The organism is Pradoshia sp. Z6_59 (assembly GCF_058267515.1).
This window is the reverse complement of the sequence record NZ_JBZCPP010000011.1, coordinates 70,959-95,254: the sequence shown is the minus strand read 5'-3', so window position 1 is coordinate 95,254 and position 24,296 is coordinate 70,959. Positions and strand designations below refer to the sequence as shown.

The window sequence follows — 24,296 nt, the reverse complement described above, 5'->3', positions numbered from 1 at the left end:
TGAAAGAGATTGAGTACATTATTGTGCAAATTTGGCTGTAATTGAGCGAAAAACGGGAACAATTGAGCGAAAATGAAATTATATGCGCGAATTACGAATTATTTGAGCGAATCAATAAATAATCGAGCGAAAGTCCACTTGATTGAGCGATATATTCGATGATTGAGCGAATATATGCATGATTGAGCGAGTTTCCTAGATTATAAGCAGAAAATACTTATAGAAGAACGATAGCAGCTGAACCATTTGCACACGCCATCCTCCAACTCTACGTAAAAAGGCAGCCCCCTTACAGGAGCTGCCCATTATCAAGTATAAAATTAGCTTTGTGCTTCAATTAAACCATATTTGCCATCTTTACGTTTGTAAACGATGTGAGTGCCGTCAGTTTCTGCATCAGTATAGATGAAGAAATTGTGTCCTAGCATGTCCATTTGAAGAATTGCTTCTTCGCTGTCCATTGGTTTAAGGTCAAAGCGTTTCACACGCACAACTTCTAATTTATCATCCTCTTCTTGCTCAACCCCGACTTCTCCAGCTGGGAATGTGAATAGCTCTTTACCGCTTTCGCGAGAACGACGGTTAACTTTTGTTTTATATTTACGAATTTGTCTTTCCAATTTATCGTTAATTAAATCGATACCTGCATACATATCTGTATTTGTTTCCTCTGCACGTAGCACTAGGTTAGGTAGCGGAATAGTGATTTCAACTTTTGTTGTTTTATCATTGTACACCTTCAGATTGACATGTACGTTTGCATCAGGTGTTTCTGTAAAGTATCTTTCCAATTTTCCGATTTTTTTCTCTACATATTCTCTGATTGCTGGAGTTACCTCAATGTTTTCACCACGAATGTTATAATTCATAAGTGAGTCCTCCTTTTCTACTCTATAACTATAATATTCTCTAATCCCTTTAAAAAATCCTGCCTATATCGACAATTTATTTAAGTTTAAATATTCAGGATTTTCAAGGAATTCATATATAGTATACCCTATTCAACAGAAAAAAAGCACTACTTCTCATGATAATTCATTTGAGGTAATCATTTCCTCTTATCGTAATAAACTCCATCTGTCAAAATCGCCTCATAGGGATTGGCATATTTTTGATTATGCTGCTTTTGCTTCCGTACCATTTTAAGGTTCCGAGCCACTTCCATTCTCCGTTTGGCCATTAATTTCGCCAGTTCTTCATTCAGCTTCACACATAACTCGCCAAGCTTTTTTTCCTCGTCAGTGAAAGGAGGCTGTATGTCTTTTTGCAGACTTTCCCGAATACGAATGATTTCATCCAACCTGGAAATAGCCATCTCGCGGTCTTTTTCCCAGCTCAAATCACTTAATACCTCTATCGCTTCCTTTGTCACCTGAAAATATTCCCGCAGTGCACTCATCATAAACCCGAGCTCCTCTGTCTCTCATTTAAAAAAGCCCTGACTTCTGTAAAAGCCAAGGCCAAACCCCCATTACGTATAAATATTAATGAGCATTCCTTGGATTTCGCCAATCATGCCTAATAAATGTATACGTTTATCTTCCTTATCCAGGACTGCATTTGTGAGGTCAACCAGCTTTTTATCCACTTCTTTGACAAGCTTATACACCTTTGCGGATCCACGATGATTAAAACCGCGATGCTCCTCTAATTGCAGCCCATTTTTTACGGCATCATCTAAAAATTCTTTTACAAGCTTCTTATATTTTCGTAAATGATCAATCGATTGAGTTTCACCGAGCCTTTTCCCCTGCTCCTCAATCTCCTGCATTTTCCGTGTCAATCGATCAAGAGTCAGATCATTGCGCCGTGTTCCCATAACCTCTTTAAAGGCAATGGAATCCTTCGCTATCTCTTCCTTAGAACTGATCTTTTGCAAACCAGTCCTGCCTACTCGTTGTACCTCCATGAGATCACCTCAACTTTGTTACTTCAATAATTGTAGCACACCCTGTGGAAGCTGGTTGGCTTGTGCTAACATGGCCTGCGCTGCCTGATTTAAAATGGTATTCTTTGTGAACTCAGTCATCTCAAGAGCCATGTCTACATCGCGAATCCGTGATTCTGCAGAGGTTACGTTTTCACTCATTGTTTGTAAATTCGTAATCGTATGCTCCAAACGATTCTGCATCGCACCTAAGTTGGAACGCTCTGCAGAAACGGCCGCGATTGCAGCATCAACTTTTGAAAGAGCAACATTGGCAGCATTTGCTGTTTTCACATTTAATGGTACATCGGCGGTTCCTAATCCAAGTTCTTCAGCATTCATTTTATTTATCGTTAACTCAATCGTTTGGCCTGCATTGGCTCCTATTTGAAAACTAAATTCTGATTGGCTTCCATCTAATAGCTTCGCACTATTAAACTCAGTCGTCTCACTCACACGATCAATTTCTGCTGTTAGCTGACTAAATTCCTCCTGGATTGCATCACGATCTTCATTCGTATACGTTCCATTCGCGCTTTGAACGGTTAATTCTCTCATACGCTGCAGCATTTCATGGACAGATGACAAAGATCCTTCTGCTGTTTGAATGAGAGAAACCCCATCAAGGGTATTTCGTTCCGCCATATTTAGACCGCGGATTTGTGAACGCATTTTCTCTGAAATAGCTAGTCCCGCTGCATCATCCGAAGCTTTATTAATACGAAGTCCGGATGATAGCTTTTCTAAGCTTTTATTTGTATTGGTTGTATTAGTTGATAGATTACGATAGGCATTCAAGGCAGATATATTATGATTAATTTTCATGGAAATGCTCCCTCATTCTATTAGAATTTTTTCCTCATCACGTTATTTTCATAGGCTGATACCATCTTAATTAACGAATCAGTCTTTGCATTATTTTTTAGTTGCATGGCATCATTCCAGGCTGTGGATAGAGTCTCAACGATTTTAATCAGGAATGAAATGCTATCCGTATTCTTAGTTAGATTTACCCGGATCAGCTCATCAGCGAGAAAATTATAGAGGGTATCCAAATTCTCCGTAATTAGGCCTGCTTCATACCGAAGTCCCACACCAAGACGATGAACGATATCACTGGCCCTTTGCAGGCTTTTATTAGCCTGGAACAAATCAGACTCATCTATTTGATCAATAGCTTCATATAAATTGGTTAATAATCCTTCATACAGCAAGGCCGTTAATTCCTGAGATGATTTTTGCACAATAAGTTCCTCTGTTAAAAATTCCATTCACAAAAACCTCCATATCCTCTTATTTACTATATCGACGGGCTAGTTATATTGTTTATCGAGCTCTTCTAATAAAAGGAGGATTTCAGCAATCACTGCATAAAGCTGCGGAGGAATCGAATCTCCAAGATCAATGTCTAAAAGATGGCTGACCAAAGACTCATCCTCCTGCAGATGAATATCATTTTTCTTAGCCGTTTCAATAATCCTTCTAGCTACTTCCCCAGTTCCCTGAGCAACTAGCTGCGGCGCCTCTCCATTTTGTTCATCGTATCTGATGACGGCTGCTGTCGGTCCATTCATTTTTTTACGGTTTATTTGATTGAAATATTGCTGTCTCATATCGTTATGTCATACCCCTTTTTCGTAAAGGCTGTTTGGGCTGTTGGACTTACCACTCGTTCTGAGTTCTTCGTTTCCACGGTCATCGGTTTAAATTGAACCGAGCCAATCGAATAACCAATTTCCTTGAACCGATCAAGCTCTGAATCCGATATCCGAGTCATCGATTGCTGCAAATCATCCTTATCACTTTTAAAGGTTAGAAATAAATTTCGATTGGTCGCCGTCAGCGAAATTCCAATCTCACCAAGACGCTTGGTCTCCATTACAAAATAAAGACTGCAGTTCTCCCAATCAATTTGATCCTTATCAGATTGAGAGTTTACAAAAACCTTCACATTCTCAACTTCCTTATGAAGTAAAAGCGGAATCTGCATAGCCAGATTTTGCATTCCGGATGAATCAGGCTTAGCTAGAAGCTGCTGACCGGTTAGATTTTGAACAGCCTGCTCCACCTGCTGAGCCAGCTTTGGATTAAGCTGGTCTGATTGCAAGATCGAAAGCAGAGAGGACTTTAAAGTTTGCGGCATTTCCGGCTGTTTTCCGTTCATAACAGATTTCGCCACCTCATGTTCATTCATCATCCCGAGTTTTCGTATCAGCTCCAACACATTCCGTCCCGACTGCTCAGGCTTTGCCGTTTGAGTAAATACATCTTCACCAACGTCACTCGTCATGCCTGCCACAAAATGCTTAACTTTAACATCAGATGGTTTAAACAAAAGCCCCTCTATAGATGCTTTAACTTCCTTCACAATCTGGTTCGCCTCAGGTAGCTTTCCACTCATAAGTAAAACCTTTGCCTCCTGCAATCTGCTGCTGGCCTGCAGGAGATTCTTCTCCGTCGACATATCGGTATACAGCATGAATTCACCCTTTAAAATAGCTTGATCTAACTGCTTAATGGTAGATTCCAAGACCTGCTTAACCTGGGGCTGTTTTTGCTCCATCATTTTGATAGACTGATCCAAATTTCTCGTAATCTCTCTTTTTATATGTTTAAAATCGATCGTAAGCTGGGAAAGCTTTTTACTAATTTCAGTAATAATTACATCTTTTGATGAGAGATTTAGCCCCTGTATGGTCTGATTGATTGCATTCTGCTCAGATTCGGATAATGAATTGGCCTGTTTTACATCTATTAATTGTGGATTTTCCTCCTGCAGGGTGGATAAAGCCGTCATCAGTTCTTTGCGTGCTGACAATTCTCTACCCTTGGTCACGAGCTCAGCAGCCTTCTCAACTGCTCCTGTTAAACGCTCTATACCTTCGAATAGTTTGGCAGATTCACCATTTAGAAATTCCGTTGCTTTCGCCAATACCATCGCCATGGAAGAATCCTTTTGAACACTTTTCATCAAATCCATTACTTCCTTGCCATGCACTGAAACCTCCATATTCACAGGATTGACCGCTCCCTTGCTTTTATCAATAATGGAAAGAGTTTGAAGTAAAGCTTCTTTACCAGTCTGCAGAGATTTTAAGATGGCACTTTTTTCAGCTTGAGAAAGATCCGGTGAATCCTTTATAAATTTCATCACCTGTTCAGTGATTTTGGCAGAATCCTGTTGGTGTAAAATGGCTGATTTTAAATCGCGGATTGTAGTTATCGGCACATGAATAGAAGGTGTAGAAACCCTCGAAATCCCTGGAAGCTCTTTGCCAATCTCACTAACCATCTTCCCAATCGATTCACCATGCAAGGCAGTGTGAATTGCTCTCAGCTCATGATTACGTACCTCTAACTGACGCTCCGCTAAAGCCGTAATGGTAGCTAATTTTTGCTCCACTGTCCCCGCCTCTGTATTCATAAAGCGCTGAATCGTCTGTAAGCTATCTTTAGAAAGCGGATACCCTTTTTCCTGCAGAATTTGCACTGCCTGACGTACGTCTTTATTAGATGGATTCACACCGGCAGCTTTCAAAATCTCTTCAACCTTGGTAGGCGCCTGACCATCTACTGCAGGCTGACTTGTTGAAAGAGTTTTAACCGTTAATTGATCATTTTCAATGGCCGTAATCTCAACTTGAGCCTTATTCTGTGCCGGCACTCCGTTTTCAAACGTCATGCTCATCTCTTTCCCTTTTAAAGAAACAACAGCTGTATTGGCGGAAACCCGTTCTTTAATGGTTACGGACTGGATCTGTCCAACTGAATATTGATTACTTTTTCCGTTTAAGCTATGCCCCGACTGGATTGCTTGAATCTGCATTGCGTTCACTCTCCGTCCAAATTCCTTATTCTTTTTATCGGTAAATTGCCTACAAACATTAGTTTGTGATAAAGAAATAGACATAATTTCCTAGATTATTTAAATACTAATATTCGTTAAAAAGAACAAAAAATTCCTAATATGCAACAAAACTCTTGCTTTGACAGAAATAATCGGCAATAATGGGTATAAATAACACATAAGGATTTTTAATCAAAATGGAAGAAGGATGAGAAATGAAAAGGGGTAAAAGTATCCATATACTAAATGGCTTACTAGTTGTATTAATCATATTTAACATCTATTCTTTCATAACTGGAAGATTGCAAGGATTGAACTTAGCCATTCTTGGATCTGTGCAAATTCTTATGATTGGTATTATTAATAGTGTGCATCACATGTGGATTACTCATATAGAAGATCAGGATATAGTCGAATAAATAGAAGAAAAGGGCCGAAAGATGAACATTCTACTTCATCTTTCGGCCCTTCTTTCGATATTGGATAGTATCAGGCTTGTCCGCCTGAGGTATATTGCTTTTGTCTATTGAGTTGAATAGCCTGCTTCCATGTATCACGGAAATCCAAAACCAATTCCTCGGCCTCGTCCAACATAGCTGGATCATTTTTAGTATTCGCCTCTATCAACCGACTGTTAATATAATCATACATCGCCATCATATTTTGAGAGATTGGCATATCCATATTTAAGGTGATTCGTAATTCACTAATGATATTTTGCGCCTTCAAAAGATTCTCATGTCTGGCTTGGATTTGTTTCGATTCCATCGCAACTCGTGCGGCTTTAATAAATTTCAGGCAGCCATTATACAGCATTAGCGTTAACTCTCCCGGAGAAGCGGTGGTAACAGTATTCGTTTGATAAGCCTGATACGGATTTTGTATTGCCATTTATACGTACACTCCTTTTTTATTAACCAGTCGCAAACATGGATGATAAATAGCCTGATTGGCTGTTTGCCTGTTGAATTGCTTTTTCCATCGCAGTGAATTGTTTATAGTAGCGATTCTCTACCTGGACTAGCCTGTCCTCAAATCGACTGATACGATCATCAATATTCGTTAAATCTCTGCCCATCGTAAACGTAGCATTGGTCGATAATGATGTTCCCGCTCTTGTCTTCAGCTGGTCAGTAGCAGCAGATATATTGTTTTGCAGCTTTGATAAAATCCCATCCTCCGAAGCAAATAAAGCTTCTACACTTTCAGGGTCATCCTCTAAAGCCTGTTTTAGTTTTGTTTCATTGATTTCGAGTTTACCACCTGCCATGTAATCTGAGGTGGTTGTGATTCCGATGCTGCTTAAAGAGGAATACATACCTGTTGATGTGTTAACTGAGCTATAAAAGCTCCCCCGCATGGAGTTTAAAGCTCCATTCAAAATAGAATCATTGCGCAGCATTCCTGTCTTCGCAATATTTTCCCATTTCTCAACCTCTTTTTCACTCAAGCTATCACGTTCATCATCAGTTAAAGGTAAATAATTTCGATTGCGTTCCTCGCTGACCTTGCCTTGAATTGTTGAAATTAATTCGTTGTATTTATCTACAAAGCCCTTTATGTTGTCGTACACTTTAGTCGTATCATTATTAATTCCGACCGTAACCGCTTCAGTAAATTCACTCTTAAGCGTGAATGTGACACCATTCATGGTGAAGGTATTGCTTGTCCGTTGAGTCTCTAGGCCATTAATTTTTAATAGCGCATTGGCACCCGCTTTGTAATCAGCTGAAGTCAATTGAAGGGCTTGAGCTAATGATGAATTATCTATTTGAATATCCTTCAAATCTGCGGCAAAGGTACCTGTTTCTTTTCTTGTCATAGATATTTTGTCTGTAAATGAATCATAGAACATGTTTAATCCAAGCTTTGATGAATTCACTTTACTGATTACGTTATCCAGAGATTGATCAGAAGTAATGAAGAATGTTTCACTCATCTCTCCACTTGAGGTTGTAGTCTTCATGTTCATGGCAGTATATTTTTTCGTATACTCAGCCTCTATTTCTATATCCTCACTTGCAGCAGTTTTAAGATCGACCTTACCTGTTTTGAAATTTACCGTACCAGATATAGTACCAGCACTAAACTCTCCATTTTCGTCAGGCGTAACAGATATTCCCCCAACTTTCAGGGTCATAGACCCTTCATTAATGGCTACTTTAGAAAGTTGAAAGCTTGAGGCATCTTTAGCTATAGAGATTTTTTCTACCTTTTTATCTGTCACATAGTTTACTTCGATGGCTAGCCCTGATGCAGGAATATTATTTTCGAATGTAACAATTCCTTTATCAATTGAGTAATTTCTAACGTCCTTACCATCGGCATCCTTCGAATATTGCTGCAACACTTTTCCTGCCACTTTAATTTGAACTTGATCATTCTGAATAGTTACAGTGTCGGGTAATTTAAGATCAATGGGTGACCCGTTGGTTGTAAACTTTTGTGTTTCGACCACACCTGTTTTCCATTCGATAGCTGAAGAAAAGCTGCCCGACATAGACTCCAGAGATTTACTGGAATCTAACTTTGGATTTGTACCGGACAATGCTTTAGTTGTAAGAGAAGCAGCTTTCGCCAGCTTAACATCGGATAATTGATAACTGGTTGCGCTCGCGCCAGATGTTGCGGTGGCTGTAACCGCTACATCATTGGTACTGCTTGTCGTTCTGGAACGATAGGAAGAACTCAGCTTCATGTTCAATACATCTTGGCGGAAATTTGTTAACAGTGTATTGATAGAACGGTAATCATCACGTTTCCACTCAAGTGTCTGTTTATTTTGTTTTAATTTATCTAAAGGGATTCTTTCAGCCTGCATTAGCTGTTTAACCATCGTGTCTGTATCTATGCCACTAGCTAAACCGGAAATACGCATTCTTTCACATCCTTAAACTTTTCTGTCTACAAACAAAGCCATGTTCTCTATCATAGCTGCATACATATCAAGCATCTTCTTAGGAGGAATTTCACGCAGCACATTGCCTGTTGTATCATCCACTACAGTTACAAAATATTCATTTAAATCCTCGTGAAGCTCGAATTTTAAAGACGCATGCATCGGTCCTATAAATTTATTCATAGCTTCCGTTGTTTCTGTAAGCTTCTCTTTCATTTGTACATCTGTCATAGGTGACTGTTCTTGTTGAGGAATAACGTTTTGAATCAAAGCCTGCTCTTTTATAGGGACAGAACTTTTAGTAAAAGACTGTGGAGCCAAAGGACCAACATCAGCCGAAATACCATTCACCATCTCGCACCTCCAACTATTCAGTTCACTGTTATAAGGTATATCGGTAGGATGGGGGAGATTTTAAGGAAGGAAGGGATAATTAATGAAGATACAAAGAAAAGGATTTCAAGCAATTCTCTTAGGACATTTAACTTTGAAGAATATGTCACAGTTCATTGGTTCATGATTTACTCTTTACTCTAAATAAAAAATTCCGGCTTTCCATTAGGAAAAACCGGACCTTTATGATAATTAACGAAGAAGTTGTAAAACTCCTTGTGGCTGTTGGTTAGCTTGCGCCAACATTGCTTGTGCAGCTTGAGAAAGAATAGAATTTTTAGTTTGTTCCATCATTTCTTTGGCCATGTCAACGTCACGAACACGAGATTCAGCTGCCGTTAAGTTTTCACTGGCGTTGTTTAAGTTGTTAATAGTGTGCTCTAGACGGTTTTGGTTTGCACCAAGTTTAGAACGTGCACCTGATACTAATTTAATAGCATTGTCTACTGCATCAATATCAGTATCAAAAGTACCAGATGTGCCATCAGGATCTAAACCTTTAACACCCAAGTCTTCTGCACTAAATCCTTTAGCTGCCTCGGTAACAACAGGAGGTTCAGCATCATTAAGCACAGCAGCTACAGAACTGATATCAATAGATAGAGACTGCCCAGCATTTGCCCCAATTTGGAAATCAGATTTGAATTCACCATTCAGTAATTTCTTGCCATTGAACTCAGTACGTTCAGCAATCCCATCAAGTTCTTTATTCAACTCTGCAATTTCATCTTTAATAGCTGTTAAATCTTCTGTTTCAAGTGAACCTCCATTACCTGCTTGTACAATCAATTCACGTTGACGTTGTAGGATAGAGTGAGTTTCACTTAAAGCACCTTCAGCTGTTTGAATCAAAGATATACCATCTTGGGCATTACGAGATGCCTGATCCAAACCGCGAATTTGCCCACGCATTTTTTCGGAGATTGAAAGACCCGCCGCATCATCCCCAGCCTTATTAATACGTTGTCCAGAAGCCAATTTCTCCATTGATCCTGCTTGTGCATTTGTCGCCGCACCCAACTGACGGTGTGTGTTTAACGCTGTGATATTGTGATTGATAATCATTTAATTTTCCTCCTTGGAATGTGTAGGTGGACTTCCTTTTCCACCTGTTAGATTTTTAAATTTATATATTAATGGAAACTGGCCCGTTGCCTAGGATGGGGGCTTCCAGTAATAACGAGATTAAAAAAGACGACCGGTTCTGAACTGGGATGCTTCCTGCATCGTAGTTTAGTACCGCTCGTCCATGAGCAAAGAGGAATCTATTTGTTTTGTTGGTTATCTAATAGTTCCCCACGCGTAATTTTTACGTGTTTGGGGGCATCAATAGCTAAGCGAAGGTGTCCATCTTCACTTTTAACGACCTTAACGATGATGTCATCACCAATTTTTATAAATTCACCAGGTCTTCTACCAAGTACTAGCATAGTTGTGGTCCTCCTCCTTGAGAAAAGTAATCAGTTTGTAAGACCCCCATAGAGAACATTACCCTCCTTATGCTTCAGTACACATAAAAAAAGTAAACATCCCCTATCTCACATTCGCGTCCTGCGAAGATTCAATAAGAAATATTTACTCGTCCTGAGTATTCAGTATGAAATTTTTTCGGGTTGTTTCTCTTACATAATCTATATCGGAAATTTATTTTAACATTTAATAGTTTTAATATAAAATTTTAACATATTTTTCAATAAAAAAATCGAAACCCATAGAGGATTCCGATTTCAGTAGAATTAACGCAGCAATTGAAGCACATTTTGCGGTGTTTGGTTAGCCTGCGCAAGCATCGCTTGAGCTGCTTGAGATAGAATGGAAGACCTTGTTTGCTCCATCATTTCTTTCGCCATATCCACATCACGGACACGGGATTCAGCAGCAGTCAAGTTCTCTGCAGCATTGTCTAAGTTTGCGATTGAATGCTCCAAACGGTTTTGGTATGCACCAAGCTTTGAACGTCCAGTAGAAATTTTAGCAATATTCTCATCTAAAGTAGCAATTGCTGCCTCCGCTCCAGTTTGAGTACTAATATCACCATCAGCAATTGCTTCATGAATATCATCTAATTTCACGCTAGTTAAATCAACTGCAATTACTTGGCCTTGGTTCGCGCCTATGTGAATAGATAGAACACCATTCGTACCAGCAGTACCATCAAGTAATTTTTGTTTATTGAATTCTGTATCTGTATTAATACGTCCGACTTCTGTAGCCAAAGCATCAAATTCATCTTTCAATGCTGCTCTGTCTTCAGCAACGTTTGTATCATTCGCAGATTGCACGGCCAATTCACGCATACGTTGAGTAATTGAATGTACCTCGTTAAGAGCACCTTCAGCTGTTTGGATTAAAGAAATACCATCTTGAGCGTTACGAGAAGATTGCTCTAGGCCGCGGATTTGTCCACGCATTTTTTCAGAGATAGATAGACCTGCTGCATCATCTCCAGCACGGTTTATACGAAGACCTGAAGACAATTTTTCCATTGAACTGGATTGTGCGTTGTTCGCTACACCAAATTGACGGTGTGTATTGATTGCTGCAATATTGTGATTAATAATCATAATAAAAAATCCTCCCTGATTTAACGGATCACGTCCATGTGGTCCTTTTTATGTACAAGAGAAGAAAAGCGGCCGTCTCTCCTTCTCTTGTACACTATTTGTATCGGGTGATTTTAATCGCTCTCTATGAGTCTTTCGTCCTATTTTTAGAGTTATTAATCAAATCTTCAATATTGACCGTTATCTCGGCTGCTTCTACATTTTCATGCTGGATTTCCTCAAATAGTTCCTTCCGATAGACGTCGATTTGCTTCGGGGCTTTTATGCCAAGCTTAACCTGATCGCCCTGTACCGAAACAACTGTGATTTCAATATCGGAACCTACTAATATAGATTCATCTTTTTTCCTCGATAGAATAAGCATACTTTATTCCCCCTTGCTTTCTACTTTTGGAAATAAAGGTGTTCTCGTTTGGTAGTTAGTTTGATTCAGAATGATTTGTTTCCCTTTACCCTTCAACGTATCAATAATAAGCGGAGCCTGAAGATTAATCGTTGACTCCTCGAAAGGATCCCTTGCTGTCACTATCGAAAACACCGTAATATGTTCCTCTGTTACTCCTAATGATTCTACAATATCATCATCTAATTTAAATTCATAATCGGGGTACGTTAAGAACGGACTTGTCACCACGAATACTAGATTCGGTGTCTTTGCAGATTGAAGCACAAAGAAGGATTGATCATCTGTTAAAAGAAGAATCACAAATTTCTGTTCGTTTGGAAAACCCGGAATCCCTTCATCAAAGGTAATGATATCTTTTTCGTCGATTACTTGCTCACCATGATATTTTGTTGTCAGCTTCACGTTAGCTTCACCCCTATATATTCATTTCGAATCTGTTGTTCAATCGATTGATTAATACGTTTGATTTGGTAGCCGAGCTGCGCTGATGTTGAGTTCATTTGCAATTGGGCAATAGGCATGGATTATCTCTCCTCCTCTTCACATACAAAAAAGTTGACCCAATTGGCCAATGGGCAACCAGAGTCAACTCATCTATATTTAGCGTAAGAAATCAACCAGACTTGGCTGAATGATGCTTGCCCCCATTTGCAAAGCAGCTCTGTGCACACTTTCCTGCGTAATATAATCCGTGTAGACCTTTTCCATGTCTACATCTTCATTTTCGCTCAGTACCTTTTTCGCCAATACCTCCTGGTTATCTATTCTCGATTCCAATAGCTCCAGGCGATTATAGCGGGCACCAAGGTCGGAGCGTTCGGCTGAAAAAGTAGTGACCAAACCATCGAATTTCTGGAGTAAAGAATCAAGATCCATATCATCCTCTGATAACTCGCTCTCAATCTCTCCAATTGTATTAAATAATTCCTGACTGAATAGCTGAGAAGGATCTGCATTTGCCTTCAATTGAATCCCTCTTGATACTTCCACCAGATAAGGATCATTCTCTGAATTGACCACGACTCCATTGGCATCGGAGGTAACAGGCGCTGTATTCACACTCGTTCCATTAAAAATATAACGGCCGGCAACCTGCGTATTCGCTACGGATACTAAGTCCTCTTTCAGCTGAGCAATTTCCTTTGCGATAGCTTCCCGGTCGGCGGTTTCGTTTGTATCATTTTTTGCCTGGAGCATCAATTCCCGGATACGTTGAAAGCTTTTGTTTCCCTGATCCATTGAAGCCTCCGAGTTGTCCATCCAAAGATAAACTTCCGATAAATTGCGCTTATATTGCTCTACTTCATTCAGGCTTGTCCGATAATACATCCCTTTTTGGGCAATCACTGGATCATCGGAGGCCTTTGTAATCTTTTTACCCGTTGATAGCTGTTCAAGATACTGTGCCATCGATCCATAGCTCTTATTGATATTCCGTAAAGAATTGGCTGCAACCATACTTTGCGTGACTCTCATACCTATTCACCTACCTGCCACCGACGCCAAGGCCGTTGATTATTTTATCGAGACATTCATCAATCATCGTAATCATTCGTGCGGATGCATTATATGCCTGCTGAAATTGAACCATATTGGTCATTTCTTCATCCAATGAAACAGCACTGACGGAAGAACGTCGGTCACTGACATTCTGCAGCAGGGTCGCACTGTTCGCAGATAATCGGTCCGCCTGTTCCGTTTTAACCGCCAATGTTCCGATAACACTTTGCAGGTAAGCGCCTAAACTTTCTTTTTCAGCAGCTGGAGAAGAGTCAGCTAACGCATCCTTATAATTGAGCTTTTCATAAAAGACATCCGCAAGCTTCAATAGATTGCTTGCATCACCATCATTAGGAGTAGCAACGGACGCATTAGCGATATAATCGTAGCTTTCTTTTATTTCATCAGATATTCGAATGCGGCTGGCAAAGCCCTTGACGTTCTGAGGCTCAGCATTATTCTCATCAGCAAAGAACAGAATATCTTCATTAAAATCTTCTATCTTCGCAGCTGGATCATTCTCGAGAGCTGTTTTCCAGGCTGCAAGCTCCTTCGCACTTAGACCGTCCTTATGAACCTTATTAAACTCTGTTGCAAAGGTATAGGCCATATGATCAAGTTCTTTGATCATATCCGGCAAATCTCCAGCCAGATTTCCTTCCGCATTTGTATATCCGAATGTTTGCAAAAGGGACAGCAGCTTACCCTCAGAGATAAAAGTAGCAGAAGGTACTGCATTCCCGCCAATTGATATGGTATCCACAGCACCATCTTCCCCATTAAACGTTAAAGTAATAGGATTAACTGCAGTAGAATCAACCAAAGTCATCGGTTCAGCAGTGCCATTGTTCAGCTTTATGACCGCCGAACCCATTGCCTGGGCCTCTGAATTGCCGCCGTTTTTCACATAATCGACCTTGATATTCATCATGGAGGAAAGCTCATCAATCAACAGATCACGGGAATCGTATAAATCATTCGGCAAATAGCCATGGGGTTCAATCGCTGCAATTTGTTTATTAAGCTGATCGATGCTTCCCAGTATGCTATTGGCCTTTTCAATTGTCACATTCAATTCATTCTTCAAATCGGTGCGGACCATTTTTAGGGAGCTATTCAGATAGGTAAATGTATCTGCCAGCGCGATTCCCCGCTCACGTACAACAGCTTTACCACCTGAGTTGACAGAATTGGTGGCCAAGTCCTGTATGGATTGCCAAAATGAATCAATGGAATCACTAAGTCCTGTTCCCTTAAGCTCGTCCATGACATCCTCTATTTTGCTTAACCCTTCCGCTCTCCCTGTCCAATATCCTAGCTTCGTACTTTCGCTTCTATATTGAACATCCAAAAAGCTTTCACGAACCCGCTGAATGGAGCCCGCTTTTACACCGGTACCCATTTGACCAGGAATTTGTTCGCGGTTCATACCCGGGTTTGGGTAAGCCGTTTCCGCCGCCATATTAACTCGTTGGCGTGAATACCCGAGTGTATTGGCATTGGCAACGTTTTGGCCCACTACATATAAAGCAGCCTGCTGAGTCGTCAGTCCGCGCCTGGCTGTTTCTAACCCATGAAAGGTTGATGTCATAAATGCTCCCCCTGTTTCTTTTTAGGCCTTTGAATCAAATAGCGATTGACTTTGTTTTCCCGCGCCCTCTGAATCCTGCGGCCTGTCGTATGTATAGCTCTCAGTCTCTGGTAACATAAGGTTTAAGTTCAGATTCACGAATTGCAAAGATTGATAGATTAACTGCTGATTTAATTCATTCCGTTCTTTTAAACTCATAATCTCTTCTCGCAATTCAGCGCCCAGCCTGATAAGCTCTGTTCGCTCATTTCCCGAAGCATATTGAATACATTCTGATAAGAGTGCGGTTCCATCCTGCACGCCCTTTTCTTTAAGAAAGGCATGTACATCACTCTGCCGCACATTCTCAAGCTGTTCAATCGCAACGACTAGCTTCCTCTCCTGAACAAGCAGGCTGCTTAACGACTTTAACTCTTCTGCTTTAATAGCCACTGTTTTTTCCTGAGCCATTTGGTTCAATTCTTTGTGCAGATCGACCAGCTGCTGAAGAGTTTGAATGATAGATTGAGCTGACATTAATTAGTTCACCCCATATAAAAAAAGAAAGCCAGTACAAGCCTCATACTGGCTTCAGGTTTAGTTTTTTGAGTAAAAATCCAATACGCCTTTTGCTGTTTCATTGACATTTACTTGATAGGTGCCGTTCTCTACCTGCTTTTTAATTGCGTCTATTTTAGCCTGACGCTCAACCTCTACACTCGATAGCTGCTGCAGTTCTTTCGCTTCACTGGAAATTTCTACTTTATCGGCAAGCTGAGAAGGCTTCATGGAGGTATCGGCTTTATTAACTGCCTTTTGGTACGGATTTACGCCATATTGATTAAGTTGATTAATTTTCATTTCGCGTTCCTCACTTTCCCTTCCGTCACATTAGCTTCCAAGGTCAATGGTGATCTTTTAATCTGAGTCAGATTACAAATGACTCAGGCAGATCAGCAAAAGACCTTCATGCTTATCTACTATTAGTATCGACAACAAGGGTGATTTGTTTACTGTCTATGATGAAAATTATGACATACAAAAAAGCAATATTCAAAAAGGACTTAACAGGTCTAAATACTTATTTTTAATGCGTTTTTCTGTAATAGGTCATTTGACGCTCACGTTCCTCTATCTCTTTTTGGAGCTCCTCGTCCCGTTCATGTCTCATAAGGTCGGCCTGCAGATTGTCGTTGCAATCTTCACAAAAGCGTCCCTCTCGAATGAGGGTACCGCAATGCCCGCAGCTATAACCCAAATTCGGGTTAGAGGTAATGCGCAGCTTTCCGCTCTTGATAAATTTCATTAATAAAGACTCATCCACCCCAGTTGCCTTTACCACCTGAACAATCGTAGCCGTGCGATTTTCTCGCTTACGGATATAATGGTACACCTCATTATAGATGGCCTCTTCTTTTTTATAGCAGCTCTCACATACATCTCGGAATTGATTTTTTACGAATAGTGCCTGGCAAGTCGGACAGTTGGTCAATTCATTCATATTCTTTACCCCCTCAGGAAATACTCTTAGATTACTTATCGGATATTCTCTTCGAAGATAAAGACTATCGTGCAATCGTCAAAGAAATGATACTTTTTGCCCCCGCCTCCTTTAAAAGGGCACCAGCATGCCTCAAGGTGGAGCCTGTCGTATAAATATCATCCAGTATAAGAATCATTTTTCCCTGAAAATCAGGGGCTTTAGGATTGATACGAAAGACCTGTTCAGTATGGATACGGTCATACCGACTCTTCTTAGACTGTTTTTCTCCATGTACACGAACCAGCCCATTTTCCAATACCATTCCAGCCATCATACCGATTGCTTCAGCTTGGTTAAACCCACGCTCGTTCAAGCGCTCGTCACTCAGCGGAATCGGAATGATAAGATTAACCTTCGGTGCTTTTTTACGCAGTTCGGCAGCAAATATACGTGCCAATTCATAATCACCCCGATATTTAAAACGGGCAATCAAATCCTTCATAAACGGATTATAGGCATATAAGGAAACATTATAATCAAGTGCTTGGCCAAACATTGAATCCATCAACCATCCCTCACAATCCGAGCATCTACCCGTTTTCTGAAGCGGTTTACAGCAAATCACACACGTATTCCCCTGAATTGGTATAAGCCTGGAGCGACAGGACGGACAGAGCAAATCAGCCTCCTCCAAAAAGAAGATATTCGCCCAGCCTGCACTCTCACGAATTGGGCTATGACAATAAAGACAAAGTGATGATTGAAAAATCTTCAATCCAGCAGCCCCCTTTTGACGGCTTCCCTATTCATTTGCTGAATTAACCGGTATAGAGGAAGCGTTCTTTCAATTGATACAATACTTGGGAAGAAAATAATAAATGTTTTTTGCACTCAATGGCATATTTCAGCCAATCTACAAGAGTCACTGAGGAGTTTATATTTTGAAATGAGACTACCCATTTCCAACCCATTTTATAATAGAGAATGGGATAGAGTGTCTGGGAAAACAAGTAGGGAGAAGAAGTCTGTTCCTTTCGCATATTGGACTAAGTGTTGCGAACGTTTCGAAGGAGTTACGGTTAGATAAATAACAGCGGCACCTTTCTTATATGCTTTCTACATGGAGTACAGGATTTTGAATAGCGCATCTGCTGGTGAGTAGTGGATAAAACAACTGGGGCAAAAAACTCCATAAAGGATTGTGAGTGGAATGTTTGAAAATACAACGCGAAGCCTAGGAGCCAGATCCATGATGACATCTGTATGGAGAATGGGCAGACAAATATCTTTCAAAAGGCTTCATTCAAAAAGAAAAACCAATCTTACTAAGCAAACAAGTGCTATCCATATGCATATTTTTAACTAGCCGATGAGTTATAGAAGATAGTTTTAACTCATCGGCAATGTTATTTTGCATATGTGACTAACTGTAATTTCCTTAGAGCTACGACGTTTGAATAACTCTGTGTATTATTGGTCGGAAAAGGATTAGGCTCTAATCCTTTTCATTCTCTACGAAATCAGTTAGAACAATTTTGTTTATTTCTTTCATAAAATTCTCTTGATAAGATTTTTCCAAATGCCACGGAGTTACACCATAAGGATGCTGCCCATCTCCAATATAATCAACATTAAGATTGTTGATTATTCTTAAATCATAATTTTCTTCAAGGAATGTCTCAATAACTTCGAAATTACTATTCTCCTTGTCTAGATAAGGATACTTGCTAAGGTCAAATTCGTATAACTTATTGCCTTTGGCATACTCTTTTGTAAATCTAAATTTATTAAGAACTAATTTAGTATTTGGTATGTTTTCTTTTTTCCATTCAATAAACTCTGCAAATTTCTCTTTAAATATCGGGAAGAACTCATTGAATTTATTATTTGAATGTATGTGATAATCGTGTTTTTTTTCTTTGTAAAATGATGTTTTGCGTAATGTTGAAGGATTATTTGTAATAAATGTTTCGCCTGTTTTCACTATACCATATCGCACATCTGCATAAAGGTCCAAAATTAGATAATCCGGTTGATAGTCCACTATTTCAGTTCTAGTCTTTTTGTATATATCAGTAGAAAGTACACCCTTTTTATATTCAGAGAGTTCGTTCGGAAAATCTATAGTCCCTTCTTTAACCTGAGTGCTTATAAAGCTTATAATAGATGTCTGAAATGAAACAGGACCTATTTCATATATTTTTTTATAATCAGGATTATTAATAGTAGTAAATGCTTCTCTTGAAACACAAGAGCCGATAATTGATACTTTGATTTTACCCATCTACATCCTCCTTTTATATGCAAGAATATAATAACATAAAAATCCTTTGACATATTAATATTTGACCCATCACTTTACTCCAATAATTACCTTTTAACCCATTTTAAATATATTTGTGATATCATCATAGCAAGTCGTCCTCCTCCAAAAAGAAGATATTCGCCCAGCCTGCACACACGAATTGGGCTGTGACAATATAGACAAAGTGATGATTGGAAAATCTTCAATCCAGCAGCCCCCTTTTGACAGCTTCCCTATTCATTTGGTTGATTTGCTGAATCGCATCAAGCATGGCATTGGTTTTTCCATAATGAAAAAATACACAATCACCGCGAGGATGGTCCTTGCTTCTGCCAACTCGTCCGGCTATTTGGACGAGTGCTGACTCGGTAAAGATGTCATCCTCAGCCCCAATCACCGCTACATTCAATTTAGGAATCGTAACGCCTCTTTCCAATATTGTGGTTGTCAGTAAGCCCTGAATCTCACCCCTGCGCAGCTTCATTATTTTATCCTTACGTTCCGAATCCTCTGCATGGACAGAAAGAATTTCAGGTGCATAGTCTTGAAAGAGAGGAAGGGCTTTTTCCATTAAGGCGATATTCGGGAAAAAAATAAGAAAGGGCTTCTTGCATCGGGTAGCAGCTTTGAGCCAATGCTCAAAAGGATGTGGGAATTTATTTTTTTGAATGGAGGATTGCCAATTACCAACCCATTTCATAGTAGGGACGGGGATGGGATGTCTGTGGAAGCGGGCAGGGAGGAGAATTCCGTTCCTTATACCCTTTTGTAATTCGAGCTGCCACTGTTTTGAAGGCGTTGCCGTCAAATAAATAACAGCAGCATCTTTCTTACACGCCTTTTGAACCGCATATTGGAGATGAGGATCAAAGGAATATGGGAATGCATCTACTTCATCAATAATCATCACATCGAAAGCACCGGCATAACGCATCAGCTGGTGAGTGGTCGATAAGACAAATGGAGCAAAAAGCTGTTTTTCTTGACTGTCTCCATAGAGGGCGACGATCGGAATATCTGGAAATACACTGCGAAGCCTTGGAGCAAGCTCAAGGATAACATCTGTACGAGGAGTCGCCAGGCAAACGCGTTTGCCTGAGACAAGAGCTTCTTCTATACCAGCAAAGATCATCTCTGTCTTCCCAGCTCCGCATACTGCCCAAATGAGTAAATCCGTTTGATTTCGGACAGCTTCTATGATTTTTTCTGAAGCCTCCTTTTGGGACGAGGAAAGCATACCATCCCAACGAAGCCGAGCGGACTCAGGACTCCAGCCAAGATTTTCCCCCTTCCACCCAAAAAGAGTAGAACAGGCGCTGATTCGGCCCATCATAATACAATGGCGGCAATATAGACAGTTTTCACCACAGGCACTGTGGGGGAATGTTGCAAACAAGCGAGAATCCGTATTGCCACAGCGTCTGCATATCCCATTCTCAATCCCTCTCACAGAATAAATTTGTTCAGTTGAATTCATTTGATCCTTTAATTCATTTGGAATTTCAGTTATGAGGAGTTCTTTACCAATGAGGAGCTGTTGCAGAGATATAGATGAGGATCCTGTTGAGGGTCTGGATGCTTTCATGTTCAAATTGAAAACCTCCTTTTAAGTAAAAAGGGCCGGCCAAACAGCCAAGCCCCATATTACTAGTTAATTATATCGTTTTGTCCAGCCAAGTCCCATAGCTCCCTGGCCTAAGTGAGTACCAATAACTGCACCAAAATAGCTTAGTCTAAATTCCGCTTCAGGGAATTTTTCTTTCAGCTCATTTAACACTTCAGTCGCTTCCTCTTCAATATTTCCATGAATTAAAACAGCCTGAAGAGGCTCACCTTTTTGATATTCCTGTTCAAAAAGATCGATTATACGCTTTAATGCCTTTTTCTTTGTACGGATTTTTTCAAAAGGGACAATCACTTTGTTTTCAAAATGTAAGATTGGCTTTACTTGAAGCAAGCTGCCAATTAAAGCTGCAGCGCCATTTAAACGGCCGCCCCTTTGCAGATTGGAAAGATCGTCCACCATGAAGTAAGCATTAGTGGATTCGCGGAGTTCATGCAAGCGTGCGATGATTTCCTCAGGGTGTTTGCCTTCCTTCGCCATTTTGGCTGCTTCAAGTACAAATAATCCCTGAATCATACAAGTGATCTCGGAGTCGAAAGCATATACCTTAAGGTTATCTACCATCTCTCCAGCTGTAATTGCACCTTGATAGGTACCGCTAATTCCACTCGATAAATGGATACTGATCACAGCATCATAGTCCTTCGCAAGTTCTTCATATTTTTCAACGAATTTACCGGTTGATGGCTGGGAGGTCGTTGGCAGCATATCCAAACGCTCAACCATTTCATAAAAATCAGAAGCAGTTATTTCATTCTCCTCCTGATACACTTCATCTCCAAACACTACACTTAGCGGAATCATATGTATATCATATTGCGTTCGCAGGTCTTTTGGTATATAAGCAGTACTATCTGTAATTATTGCAGTTCTCATTATTGAAAACCATCCTTATTATTGAGATTTTCCTTATTATCTTCTCCATTTTAAATCATAATCAGTCTGTTTGCATTATAATGGTCAAAATGATAATTTTTAAACTTTTCAATCTATAGTTTTTTACCCAAAATCAGCAAATCTCTTTTTACTCCATCCAATTCTGCTACACCAGGCAAGTGAGCCCATTGTTCAAATCCAAATTGCTTAAATAGGCGTATGCTTGGCTCATTATGGGCAAAAATAAATCCTAGCAACGTATCAATCCTGAGGGTCGGAGCATTTTTAATCGCATAATCTAAAAATTTTGCTCCTATTCCTTTTTTTCGATAAGCCGGGTCAATATAGATACTGATTTCAGCAGTAGCTTGATAAGCAGGTCGTCCATAGAAATCCTGAAAACTGAGCCACCCTATAACCATACCATCATCTTCCATAACCCATAAAGGCCTTTTCTCAGAGGTATGATTCAAAAACCATTCCAGGCGACTTCCTATATCCACCATTTCCGTATCAGCCGTCACCATTCTGCTTTGAATCGTAGAATTATAGATTTCAACGATGCGTGCTAAATCCTTCTCATTAGCATCTCTAATTGTATACGGATGATTCATAATTTCTCCTCTCCTACCCTAATCTTTATTAAAAACTTTAACAAAATATGAAAAATGTATATACACTATTGTAAAAAAATAGACAAACTGATGGTTTGACAGAATCCATCCCGATTAAAAAAGCACCAACCAATTGGTCGGCGCTTAACTCTATCATCTATTATAATCTAACTTCAACCCAGCCGTTTTTAATTGCATATACAACCGCCTGAGTACGATCATTTACGTTCATTTTTTGAAGAATATTACTTACATGGTTTTTAACAGTCTTTTCGCTGATAAATAAAGTCTCACCGATTCCTCTGTTACTCTTACCATCAGCCAATAATTGAAGGACCTCGCACTCACGTCTTGTCAGCAAATGCAATGGACGGCGAATCTCGACATTCATAACATTATCGCCATTTGCTGCTTCATCCGTTGCCAATCTTCTGTAATCACGCACTAGATTATGAGTAACCTTCGGATGCAGGTAGGAGCCCCCATCTGCAACGACTTTAACAGCGTCAATTAGGGCATCCGCATCCATTTCCTTTAATAAATAGCCGCGGGCACCTGTTTTTAAAGCATGGGTTACGTAGTTTTCATCGTCATGGATTGAAAGCATAATTACTCTGGAATCCGGAAATTTCTCAATCAACTGGCCTGTTGCCTCAACCCCGTTTACGTTTGGCATATTGATATCCATGATGATAACATCCGGATGATATGTATCAACAATCGTGATCGCCTCGCTGCCATCGTCCCCCTCAGCGATTACCGAGAAAGAAGATTCGAAATCGAGAATCCGTTTAACCCCTTCGCGAAATAACTGATGATCATCTATGATTGCAATTGTAGTTGTCATTTATTTCTCATCCCCCATCTTTTTACAGTAAGTAGTCATTATCTTAATTATATTCTTGACTACCAGTAAACTCCAAACATTTACAATAAATATAACTAAAAAACTATTTTATAAAAAATTTACACAATTATTGATGCCTTTAATGGAATTTGAATATAGACAAGCGTACCTCCACCCACACTTGATTGAATAGTCATTTCTCCTTCAAGTGTCTCAACACGCTCATTCATTCCCATGATTCCAAAGGAACCTTCCTTCTGTTTATGCGGCTCAAATCCACGGCCATTATCCCGTACAGTCAATGTCCCTTTATCGTTCAAAAGTTCCAATTTAACCTGAATCAGGCTGGCATTCGCATGTTTGATTGCATTTTGGACCGCTTCCTGAGCAAGCCTGAATAACGCAACTTCATAATTTGGCTCAAGTCTTTTTTCCTGCCCATAAATCTGAAATTTAAAATCAATCTCTGAATTGTATTCACCAATGGTTTGCAAATACTTACGCAGAGTCGGGATAAGCCCGAGGTCATCTAAAGCCATAGGCCGCAGGTCATAGATAATTCGCCTAACCTCAGCCAGCGCACTTCGAACCATCTGCTTCAAGGATTTTATTTCCAGTAATGCTTCCTCCGGACCGCGTTCCCTGAATATCCGCTCCGTTAAATCCGAACGGACCATCACATTGGCAAGCATTTGTGCAGGACCATCATGGATTTCACGAGAAAGCTTTTTGCGCTCGGCTTCCTGGGCCTCAATAATTTTAAAGCCAAAGTCCTGTTTCTGTTTATACATATCGAGAACCTCAGACATGTCCCGCAGGTCACTTGTTAAATAATGCAGAACAACCGTGATCTGCGAAACGAGATTCTCAGCTCTATCAATAGTTTCCTTTAGATTAATGAGCCTTCTTTCAAGGTCATCTCGACGTTTACGGAGCTGTTTTTCCAGTTCTCTGTTCATGGTCAGGTCGACCTGATACGTATGTGCCTGTTCATAGGCTGCCCTCACTTGTTCCTCCGTAAATTCCTTGAAACGGGAAGAAACATCTGATAAGCGTTTACGGGATTCACGCGCCTTTCGATCAAGCTCATCCCCATCACTAATTACCTTCAGCACCATTGATTTAACAGATTCCAATTCAGAAGAAAGTTGAGCAAATTCATGCTGACAGTGTTCCCCTATTTCATATATTTCTCCCTTACTATTGTCCACGGTACTGATCATATGATTAAGGATGTTATCGAGTGCCTTTCCATCCAGCTTAGGTACCCGCATAGTCTTACCTCCTGTTTGACGCAAAAGAATCCTACGCTTCTTCTGTACCAATTCATATAAAATAGTTCGTACTTTACGAAGGTCCTTTGTGGGTGTTTTTAGAAATTATTGGGTAAATAAATTAGATATCAGTGAAATACTACATAATAGTTAAATTATAGCACGAT

The 24,296-nt window shown here is 40.0% G+C and carries 29 protein-coding genes; 1 reads left to right on the top strand and 28 read right to left on the bottom strand.

What is annotated here, in order from left to right; genetic code table 11:
- Positions 1 to 320 precede the first annotated feature (320 nt).
- The 7 genes from hpf to AC4D4B_RS12840 all read right to left on the bottom strand — a co-directional run bounded on the left by hpf (position 321) and on the right by AC4D4B_RS12840 (position 5,753).
- Positions 321 to 869, bottom strand: a complete 549-nt coding sequence (gene hpf / locus AC4D4B_RS12870; protein ID WP_066106072.1) for a ribosome hibernation-promoting factor, HPF/YfiA family — start codon at positions 867 to 869, stop codon at positions 321 to 323.
- 179 nt (positions 870 to 1,048) lie between these two features.
- Complete coding sequence (fliT, locus tag AC4D4B_RS12865) at positions 1,049 to 1,402, bottom strand: flagellar protein FliT (RefSeq protein ID WP_491000106.1); 354 nt, start codon at positions 1,400 to 1,402, stop codon at positions 1,049 to 1,051.
- A gap of 69 nt (positions 1,403 to 1,471) precedes the next feature.
- A complete protein-coding gene (locus AC4D4B_RS12860; RefSeq protein ID WP_491000105.1) occupies positions 1,472 to 1,909 on the bottom strand; it encodes a YaaR family protein in 438 nt (145 codons plus the stop codon).
- A gap of 18 nt (positions 1,910 to 1,927) precedes the next feature.
- On the bottom strand, positions 1,928 to 2,752 hold the full coding sequence (locus tag AC4D4B_RS12855; RefSeq protein ID WP_490994930.1) for a flagellin N-terminal helical domain-containing protein: 825 nt from the start codon (positions 2,750 to 2,752) through the stop codon (positions 1,928 to 1,930).
- 20 nt (positions 2,753 to 2,772) lie between these two features.
- Complete coding sequence (gene fliS / locus AC4D4B_RS12850; RefSeq protein WP_491000104.1) at positions 2,773 to 3,198, bottom strand: flagellar export chaperone FliS; 426 nt, start codon at positions 3,196 to 3,198, stop codon at positions 2,773 to 2,775.
- A gap of 42 nt (positions 3,199 to 3,240) precedes the next feature.
- The gene (locus AC4D4B_RS12845; protein WP_491000103.1) at positions 3,241 to 3,540 is read right to left on the bottom strand and encodes an EscU/YscU/HrcU family type III secretion system export apparatus switch protein; all 300 of its coding nucleotides are present in this window, start codon (positions 3,538 to 3,540) and stop codon (positions 3,241 to 3,243) included.
- Positions 3,537 to 5,753, bottom strand: coding sequence for a hypothetical protein (locus AC4D4B_RS12840; protein ID WP_491000102.1), 2,217 nt, complete (start codon positions 5,751 to 5,753; stop codon positions 3,537 to 3,539). The genes AC4D4B_RS12845 and AC4D4B_RS12840 overlap by 4 nt, the downstream gene beginning before the upstream one ends.
- A gap of 236 nt (positions 5,754 to 5,989) precedes the next feature.
- Between AC4D4B_RS12840 and AC4D4B_RS12835 the strand changes: the two genes are divergently transcribed.
- Positions 5,990 to 6,193, top strand: coding sequence for a hypothetical protein (locus AC4D4B_RS12835; protein ID WP_139892176.1), 204 nt, complete (start codon positions 5,990 to 5,992; stop codon positions 6,191 to 6,193).
- Positions 6,194 to 6,263: 70 nt separating this feature from the next.
- On the opposite strand, the gene fliS (AC4D4B_RS12830) is transcribed toward AC4D4B_RS12835, so the two are convergent.
- From fliS (AC4D4B_RS12830) to AC4D4B_RS12730, 21 genes are all read right to left on the bottom strand, one after another.
- Positions 6,264 to 6,665 carry a flagellar export chaperone FliS gene (gene fliS, locus AC4D4B_RS12830; protein WP_491000101.1) on the bottom strand — a complete coding sequence of 134 codons (402 nt, stop codon included), beginning with the start codon at positions 6,663 to 6,665 and terminating at the stop codon, positions 6,264 to 6,266.
- A 22-nt stretch (positions 6,666 to 6,687) separates the two neighbouring features.
- On the bottom strand, positions 6,688 to 8,652 hold the full coding sequence (fliD, locus tag AC4D4B_RS12825) for a flagellar filament capping protein FliD (protein WP_491000100.1): 1,965 nt from the start codon (positions 8,650 to 8,652) through the stop codon (positions 6,688 to 6,690).
- Between the two features lie 12 nt (positions 8,653 to 8,664).
- Positions 8,665 to 9,024, bottom strand: coding sequence for a flagellar protein FlaG (flaG, locus tag AC4D4B_RS12820; RefSeq protein WP_491000099.1), 360 nt, complete (start codon positions 9,022 to 9,024; stop codon positions 8,665 to 8,667).
- 234 nt (positions 9,025 to 9,258) lie between these two features.
- Positions 9,259 to 10,131: a flagellin Hag gene (gene hag / locus AC4D4B_RS12815; protein ID WP_491000098.1), complete on the bottom strand. Its 873-nt coding sequence runs from the start codon at positions 10,129 to 10,131 to the stop codon at positions 9,259 to 9,261.
- A gap of 200 nt (positions 10,132 to 10,331) precedes the next feature.
- Positions 10,332 to 10,496 (bottom strand): carbon storage regulator, encoded by a 165-nt coding sequence (locus AC4D4B_RS12810; protein WP_140461804.1) that lies wholly within the window; start codon positions 10,494 to 10,496, stop codon positions 10,332 to 10,334.
- A 306-nt stretch (positions 10,497 to 10,802) separates the two neighbouring features.
- Positions 10,803 to 11,630, bottom strand: a complete 828-nt coding sequence (locus tag AC4D4B_RS12805) for a flagellin N-terminal helical domain-containing protein (protein ID WP_491000097.1) — start codon at positions 11,628 to 11,630, stop codon at positions 10,803 to 10,805.
- Positions 11,631 to 11,754: 124 nt separating this feature from the next.
- Positions 11,755 to 11,994: a carbon storage regulator CsrA gene (csrA, locus tag AC4D4B_RS12800; protein ID WP_491000096.1), complete on the bottom strand. Its 240-nt coding sequence runs from the start codon at positions 11,992 to 11,994 to the stop codon at positions 11,755 to 11,757.
- 3 nt (positions 11,995 to 11,997) lie between these two features.
- Positions 11,998 to 12,438 (bottom strand): flagellar assembly protein FliW, encoded by a 441-nt coding sequence (gene fliW / locus AC4D4B_RS12795; protein ID WP_491000095.1) that lies wholly within the window; start codon positions 12,436 to 12,438, stop codon positions 11,998 to 12,000.
- Complete coding sequence (locus AC4D4B_RS12790; protein ID WP_490552636.1) at positions 12,435 to 12,557, bottom strand: hypothetical protein; 123 nt, start codon at positions 12,555 to 12,557, stop codon at positions 12,435 to 12,437. Before AC4D4B_RS12790 ends, fliW begins: the two co-directional genes overlap by 4 nt.
- Positions 12,558 to 12,636: 79 nt before the next feature.
- Positions 12,637 to 13,512, bottom strand: a complete 876-nt coding sequence (gene flgL / locus AC4D4B_RS12785; RefSeq protein ID WP_491000094.1) for a flagellar hook-associated protein FlgL — start codon at positions 13,510 to 13,512, stop codon at positions 12,637 to 12,639.
- A gap of 10 nt (positions 13,513 to 13,522) precedes the next feature.
- Positions 13,523 to 15,127, bottom strand: a complete 1,605-nt coding sequence (gene flgK, locus AC4D4B_RS12780; protein ID WP_491000093.1) for a flagellar hook-associated protein FlgK — start codon at positions 15,125 to 15,127, stop codon at positions 13,523 to 13,525.
- Positions 15,128 to 15,148: 21 nt separating this feature from the next.
- Positions 15,149 to 15,643 (bottom strand): flagellar protein FlgN, encoded by a 495-nt coding sequence (locus AC4D4B_RS12775; protein WP_491000092.1) that lies wholly within the window; start codon positions 15,641 to 15,643, stop codon positions 15,149 to 15,151.
- A gap of 60 nt (positions 15,644 to 15,703) precedes the next feature.
- Positions 15,704 to 15,967: a flagellar biosynthesis anti-sigma factor FlgM gene (gene flgM / locus AC4D4B_RS12770; protein ID WP_490994944.1), complete on the bottom strand. Its 264-nt coding sequence runs from the start codon at positions 15,965 to 15,967 to the stop codon at positions 15,704 to 15,706.
- Positions 15,968 to 16,193: 226 nt separating this feature from the next.
- Positions 16,194 to 16,607 (bottom strand): TIGR03826 family flagellar region protein, encoded by a 414-nt coding sequence (locus AC4D4B_RS12765; RefSeq protein WP_491000091.1) that lies wholly within the window; start codon positions 16,605 to 16,607, stop codon positions 16,194 to 16,196.
- A 64-nt stretch (positions 16,608 to 16,671) separates the two neighbouring features.
- A complete protein-coding gene (locus AC4D4B_RS12760; RefSeq protein ID WP_491000090.1) occupies positions 16,672 to 17,364 on the bottom strand; it encodes a ComFC family protein in 693 nt (230 codons plus the stop codon).
- A gap of 720 nt (positions 17,365 to 18,084) precedes the next feature.
- Positions 18,085 to 18,873, bottom strand: a complete 789-nt coding sequence (locus tag AC4D4B_RS12755) for a DUF6270 domain-containing protein (RefSeq protein ID WP_490994947.1) — start codon at positions 18,871 to 18,873, stop codon at positions 18,085 to 18,087.
- Positions 18,874 to 19,096: 223 nt separating this feature from the next.
- Complete coding sequence (locus AC4D4B_RS12750) at positions 19,097 to 20,479, bottom strand: ATP-dependent helicase ComFA (RefSeq protein WP_491000121.1); 1,383 nt, start codon at positions 20,477 to 20,479, stop codon at positions 19,097 to 19,099.
- A gap of 66 nt (positions 20,480 to 20,545) precedes the next feature.
- Positions 20,546 to 21,394 carry a DegV family protein gene (locus AC4D4B_RS12745; RefSeq protein WP_490994948.1) on the bottom strand — a complete coding sequence of 283 codons (849 nt, stop codon included), beginning with the start codon at positions 21,392 to 21,394 and terminating at the stop codon, positions 20,546 to 20,548.
- 113 nt (positions 21,395 to 21,507) lie between these two features.
- Positions 21,508 to 22,008, bottom strand: coding sequence for a GNAT family N-acetyltransferase (locus tag AC4D4B_RS12740; protein WP_491000089.1), 501 nt, complete (start codon positions 22,006 to 22,008; stop codon positions 21,508 to 21,510).
- Positions 22,009 to 22,168: 160 nt separating this feature from the next.
- The gene (locus AC4D4B_RS12735; RefSeq protein WP_490994950.1) at positions 22,169 to 22,855 is read right to left on the bottom strand and encodes a response regulator; all 687 of its coding nucleotides are present in this window, start codon (positions 22,853 to 22,855) and stop codon (positions 22,169 to 22,171) included.
- 119 nt (positions 22,856 to 22,974) lie between these two features.
- Positions 22,975 to 24,129 (bottom strand): sensor histidine kinase, encoded by a 1,155-nt coding sequence (locus AC4D4B_RS12730; protein ID WP_490994951.1) that lies wholly within the window; start codon positions 24,127 to 24,129, stop codon positions 22,975 to 22,977.
- Positions 24,130 to 24,296 lie beyond the last annotated feature (167 nt).

Bases quoted from the DNA above. Each gene is read 5' to 3' on its own strand.
- AC4D4B_RS12855 (WP_490994930.1), bottom strand. From the start codon at position 2,752: ATGAAAATTAATCATAATATATCTGCCTTGAATGCCTATCGTAATCTA.
- AC4D4B_RS12805 (WP_491000097.1), bottom strand. From the start codon at position 11,630: ATGATTATTAATCACAATATTGCAGCAATCAATACACACCGTCAATTT.
- fliS (WP_491000104.1), bottom strand. From the start codon at position 3,198: ATGGAATTTTTAACAGAGGAACTTATTGTGCAAAAATCATCTCAGGAA.
- csrA (WP_491000096.1), bottom strand. From the start codon at position 11,994: ATGCTTATTCTATCGAGGAAAAAAGATGAATCTATATTAGTAGGTTCC.
- AC4D4B_RS12745 (WP_490994948.1), bottom strand. From the start codon at position 21,394: ATGAGAACTGCAATAATTACAGATAGTACTGCTTATATACCAAAAGAC.
- fliD (WP_491000100.1), bottom strand. From the start codon at position 8,652: ATGCGTATTTCCGGTTTAGCTAGTGGCATAGATACAGACACGATGGTT.
- hag (WP_491000098.1), bottom strand. From the start codon at position 10,131: ATGATTATCAATCACAATATCACAGCGTTAAACACACACCGTCAGTTG.
- hpf (WP_066106072.1), bottom strand. From the start codon at position 869: ATGAATTATAACATTCGTGGTGAAAACATTGAGGTAACTCCAGCAATC.
- AC4D4B_RS12840 (WP_491000102.1), bottom strand. From the start codon at position 5,753: ATGCAGATTCAAGCAATCCAGTCGGGGCATAGCTTAAACGGAAAAAGT.
- fliT (WP_491000106.1), bottom strand. From the start codon at position 1,402: ATGATGAGTGCACTGCGGGAATATTTTCAGGTGACAAAGGAAGCGATA.
- AC4D4B_RS12765 (WP_491000091.1), bottom strand. From the start codon at position 16,607: ATGAATGAATTGACCAACTGTCCGACTTGCCAGGCACTATTCGTAAAA.
- AC4D4B_RS12740 (WP_491000089.1), bottom strand. From the start codon at position 22,008: ATGAATCATCCGTATACAATTAGAGATGCTAATGAGAAGGATTTAGCA.
- AC4D4B_RS12735 (WP_490994950.1), bottom strand. From the start codon at position 22,855: ATGACAACTACAATTGCAATCATAGATGATCATCAGTTATTTCGCGAA.
- AC4D4B_RS12790 (WP_490552636.1), bottom strand. From the start codon at position 12,557: ATGCCTATTGCCCAATTGCAAATGAACTCAACATCAGCGCAGCTCGGC.
- AC4D4B_RS12775 (WP_491000092.1), bottom strand. From the start codon at position 15,643: ATGTCAGCTCAATCTATCATTCAAACTCTTCAGCAGCTGGTCGATCTG.
- AC4D4B_RS12755 (WP_490994947.1), bottom strand. From the start codon at position 18,873: ATGGGTAAAATCAAAGTATCAATTATCGGCTCTTGTGTTTCAAGAGAA.
- AC4D4B_RS12730 (WP_490994951.1), bottom strand. From the start codon at position 24,129: ATGCGGGTACCTAAGCTGGATGGAAAGGCACTCGATAACATCCTTAAT.
- flgM (WP_490994944.1), bottom strand. From the start codon at position 15,967: ATGAAAATTAATCAACTTAATCAATATGGCGTAAATCCGTACCAAAAG.
- flgL (WP_491000094.1), bottom strand. From the start codon at position 13,512: ATGAGAGTCACGCAAAGTATGGTTGCAGCCAATTCTTTACGGAATATC.
- AC4D4B_RS12810 (WP_140461804.1), bottom strand. From the start codon at position 10,496: ATGCTAGTACTTGGTAGAAGACCTGGTGAATTTATAAAAATTGGTGAT.
- AC4D4B_RS12845 (WP_491000103.1), bottom strand. From the start codon at position 3,540: ATGAGACAGCAATATTTCAATCAAATAAACCGTAAAAAAATGAATGGA.
- flgK (WP_491000093.1), bottom strand. From the start codon at position 15,127: ATGACATCAACCTTTCATGGGTTAGAAACAGCCAGGCGCGGACTGACG.
- AC4D4B_RS12750 (WP_491000121.1), bottom strand. From the start codon at position 20,479: ATGAAAGCATCCAGACCCTCAACAGGATCCTCATCTATATCTCTGCAA.
- AC4D4B_RS12835 (WP_139892176.1), top strand. From the start codon at position 5,990: ATGAAAAGGGGTAAAAGTATCCATATACTAAATGGCTTACTAGTTGTA.
- AC4D4B_RS12860 (WP_491000105.1), bottom strand. From the start codon at position 1,909: ATGGAGGTACAACGAGTAGGCAGGACTGGTTTGCAAAAGATCAGTTCT.
- fliS (WP_491000101.1), bottom strand. From the start codon at position 6,665: ATGGCAATACAAAATCCGTATCAGGCTTATCAAACGAATACTGTTACC.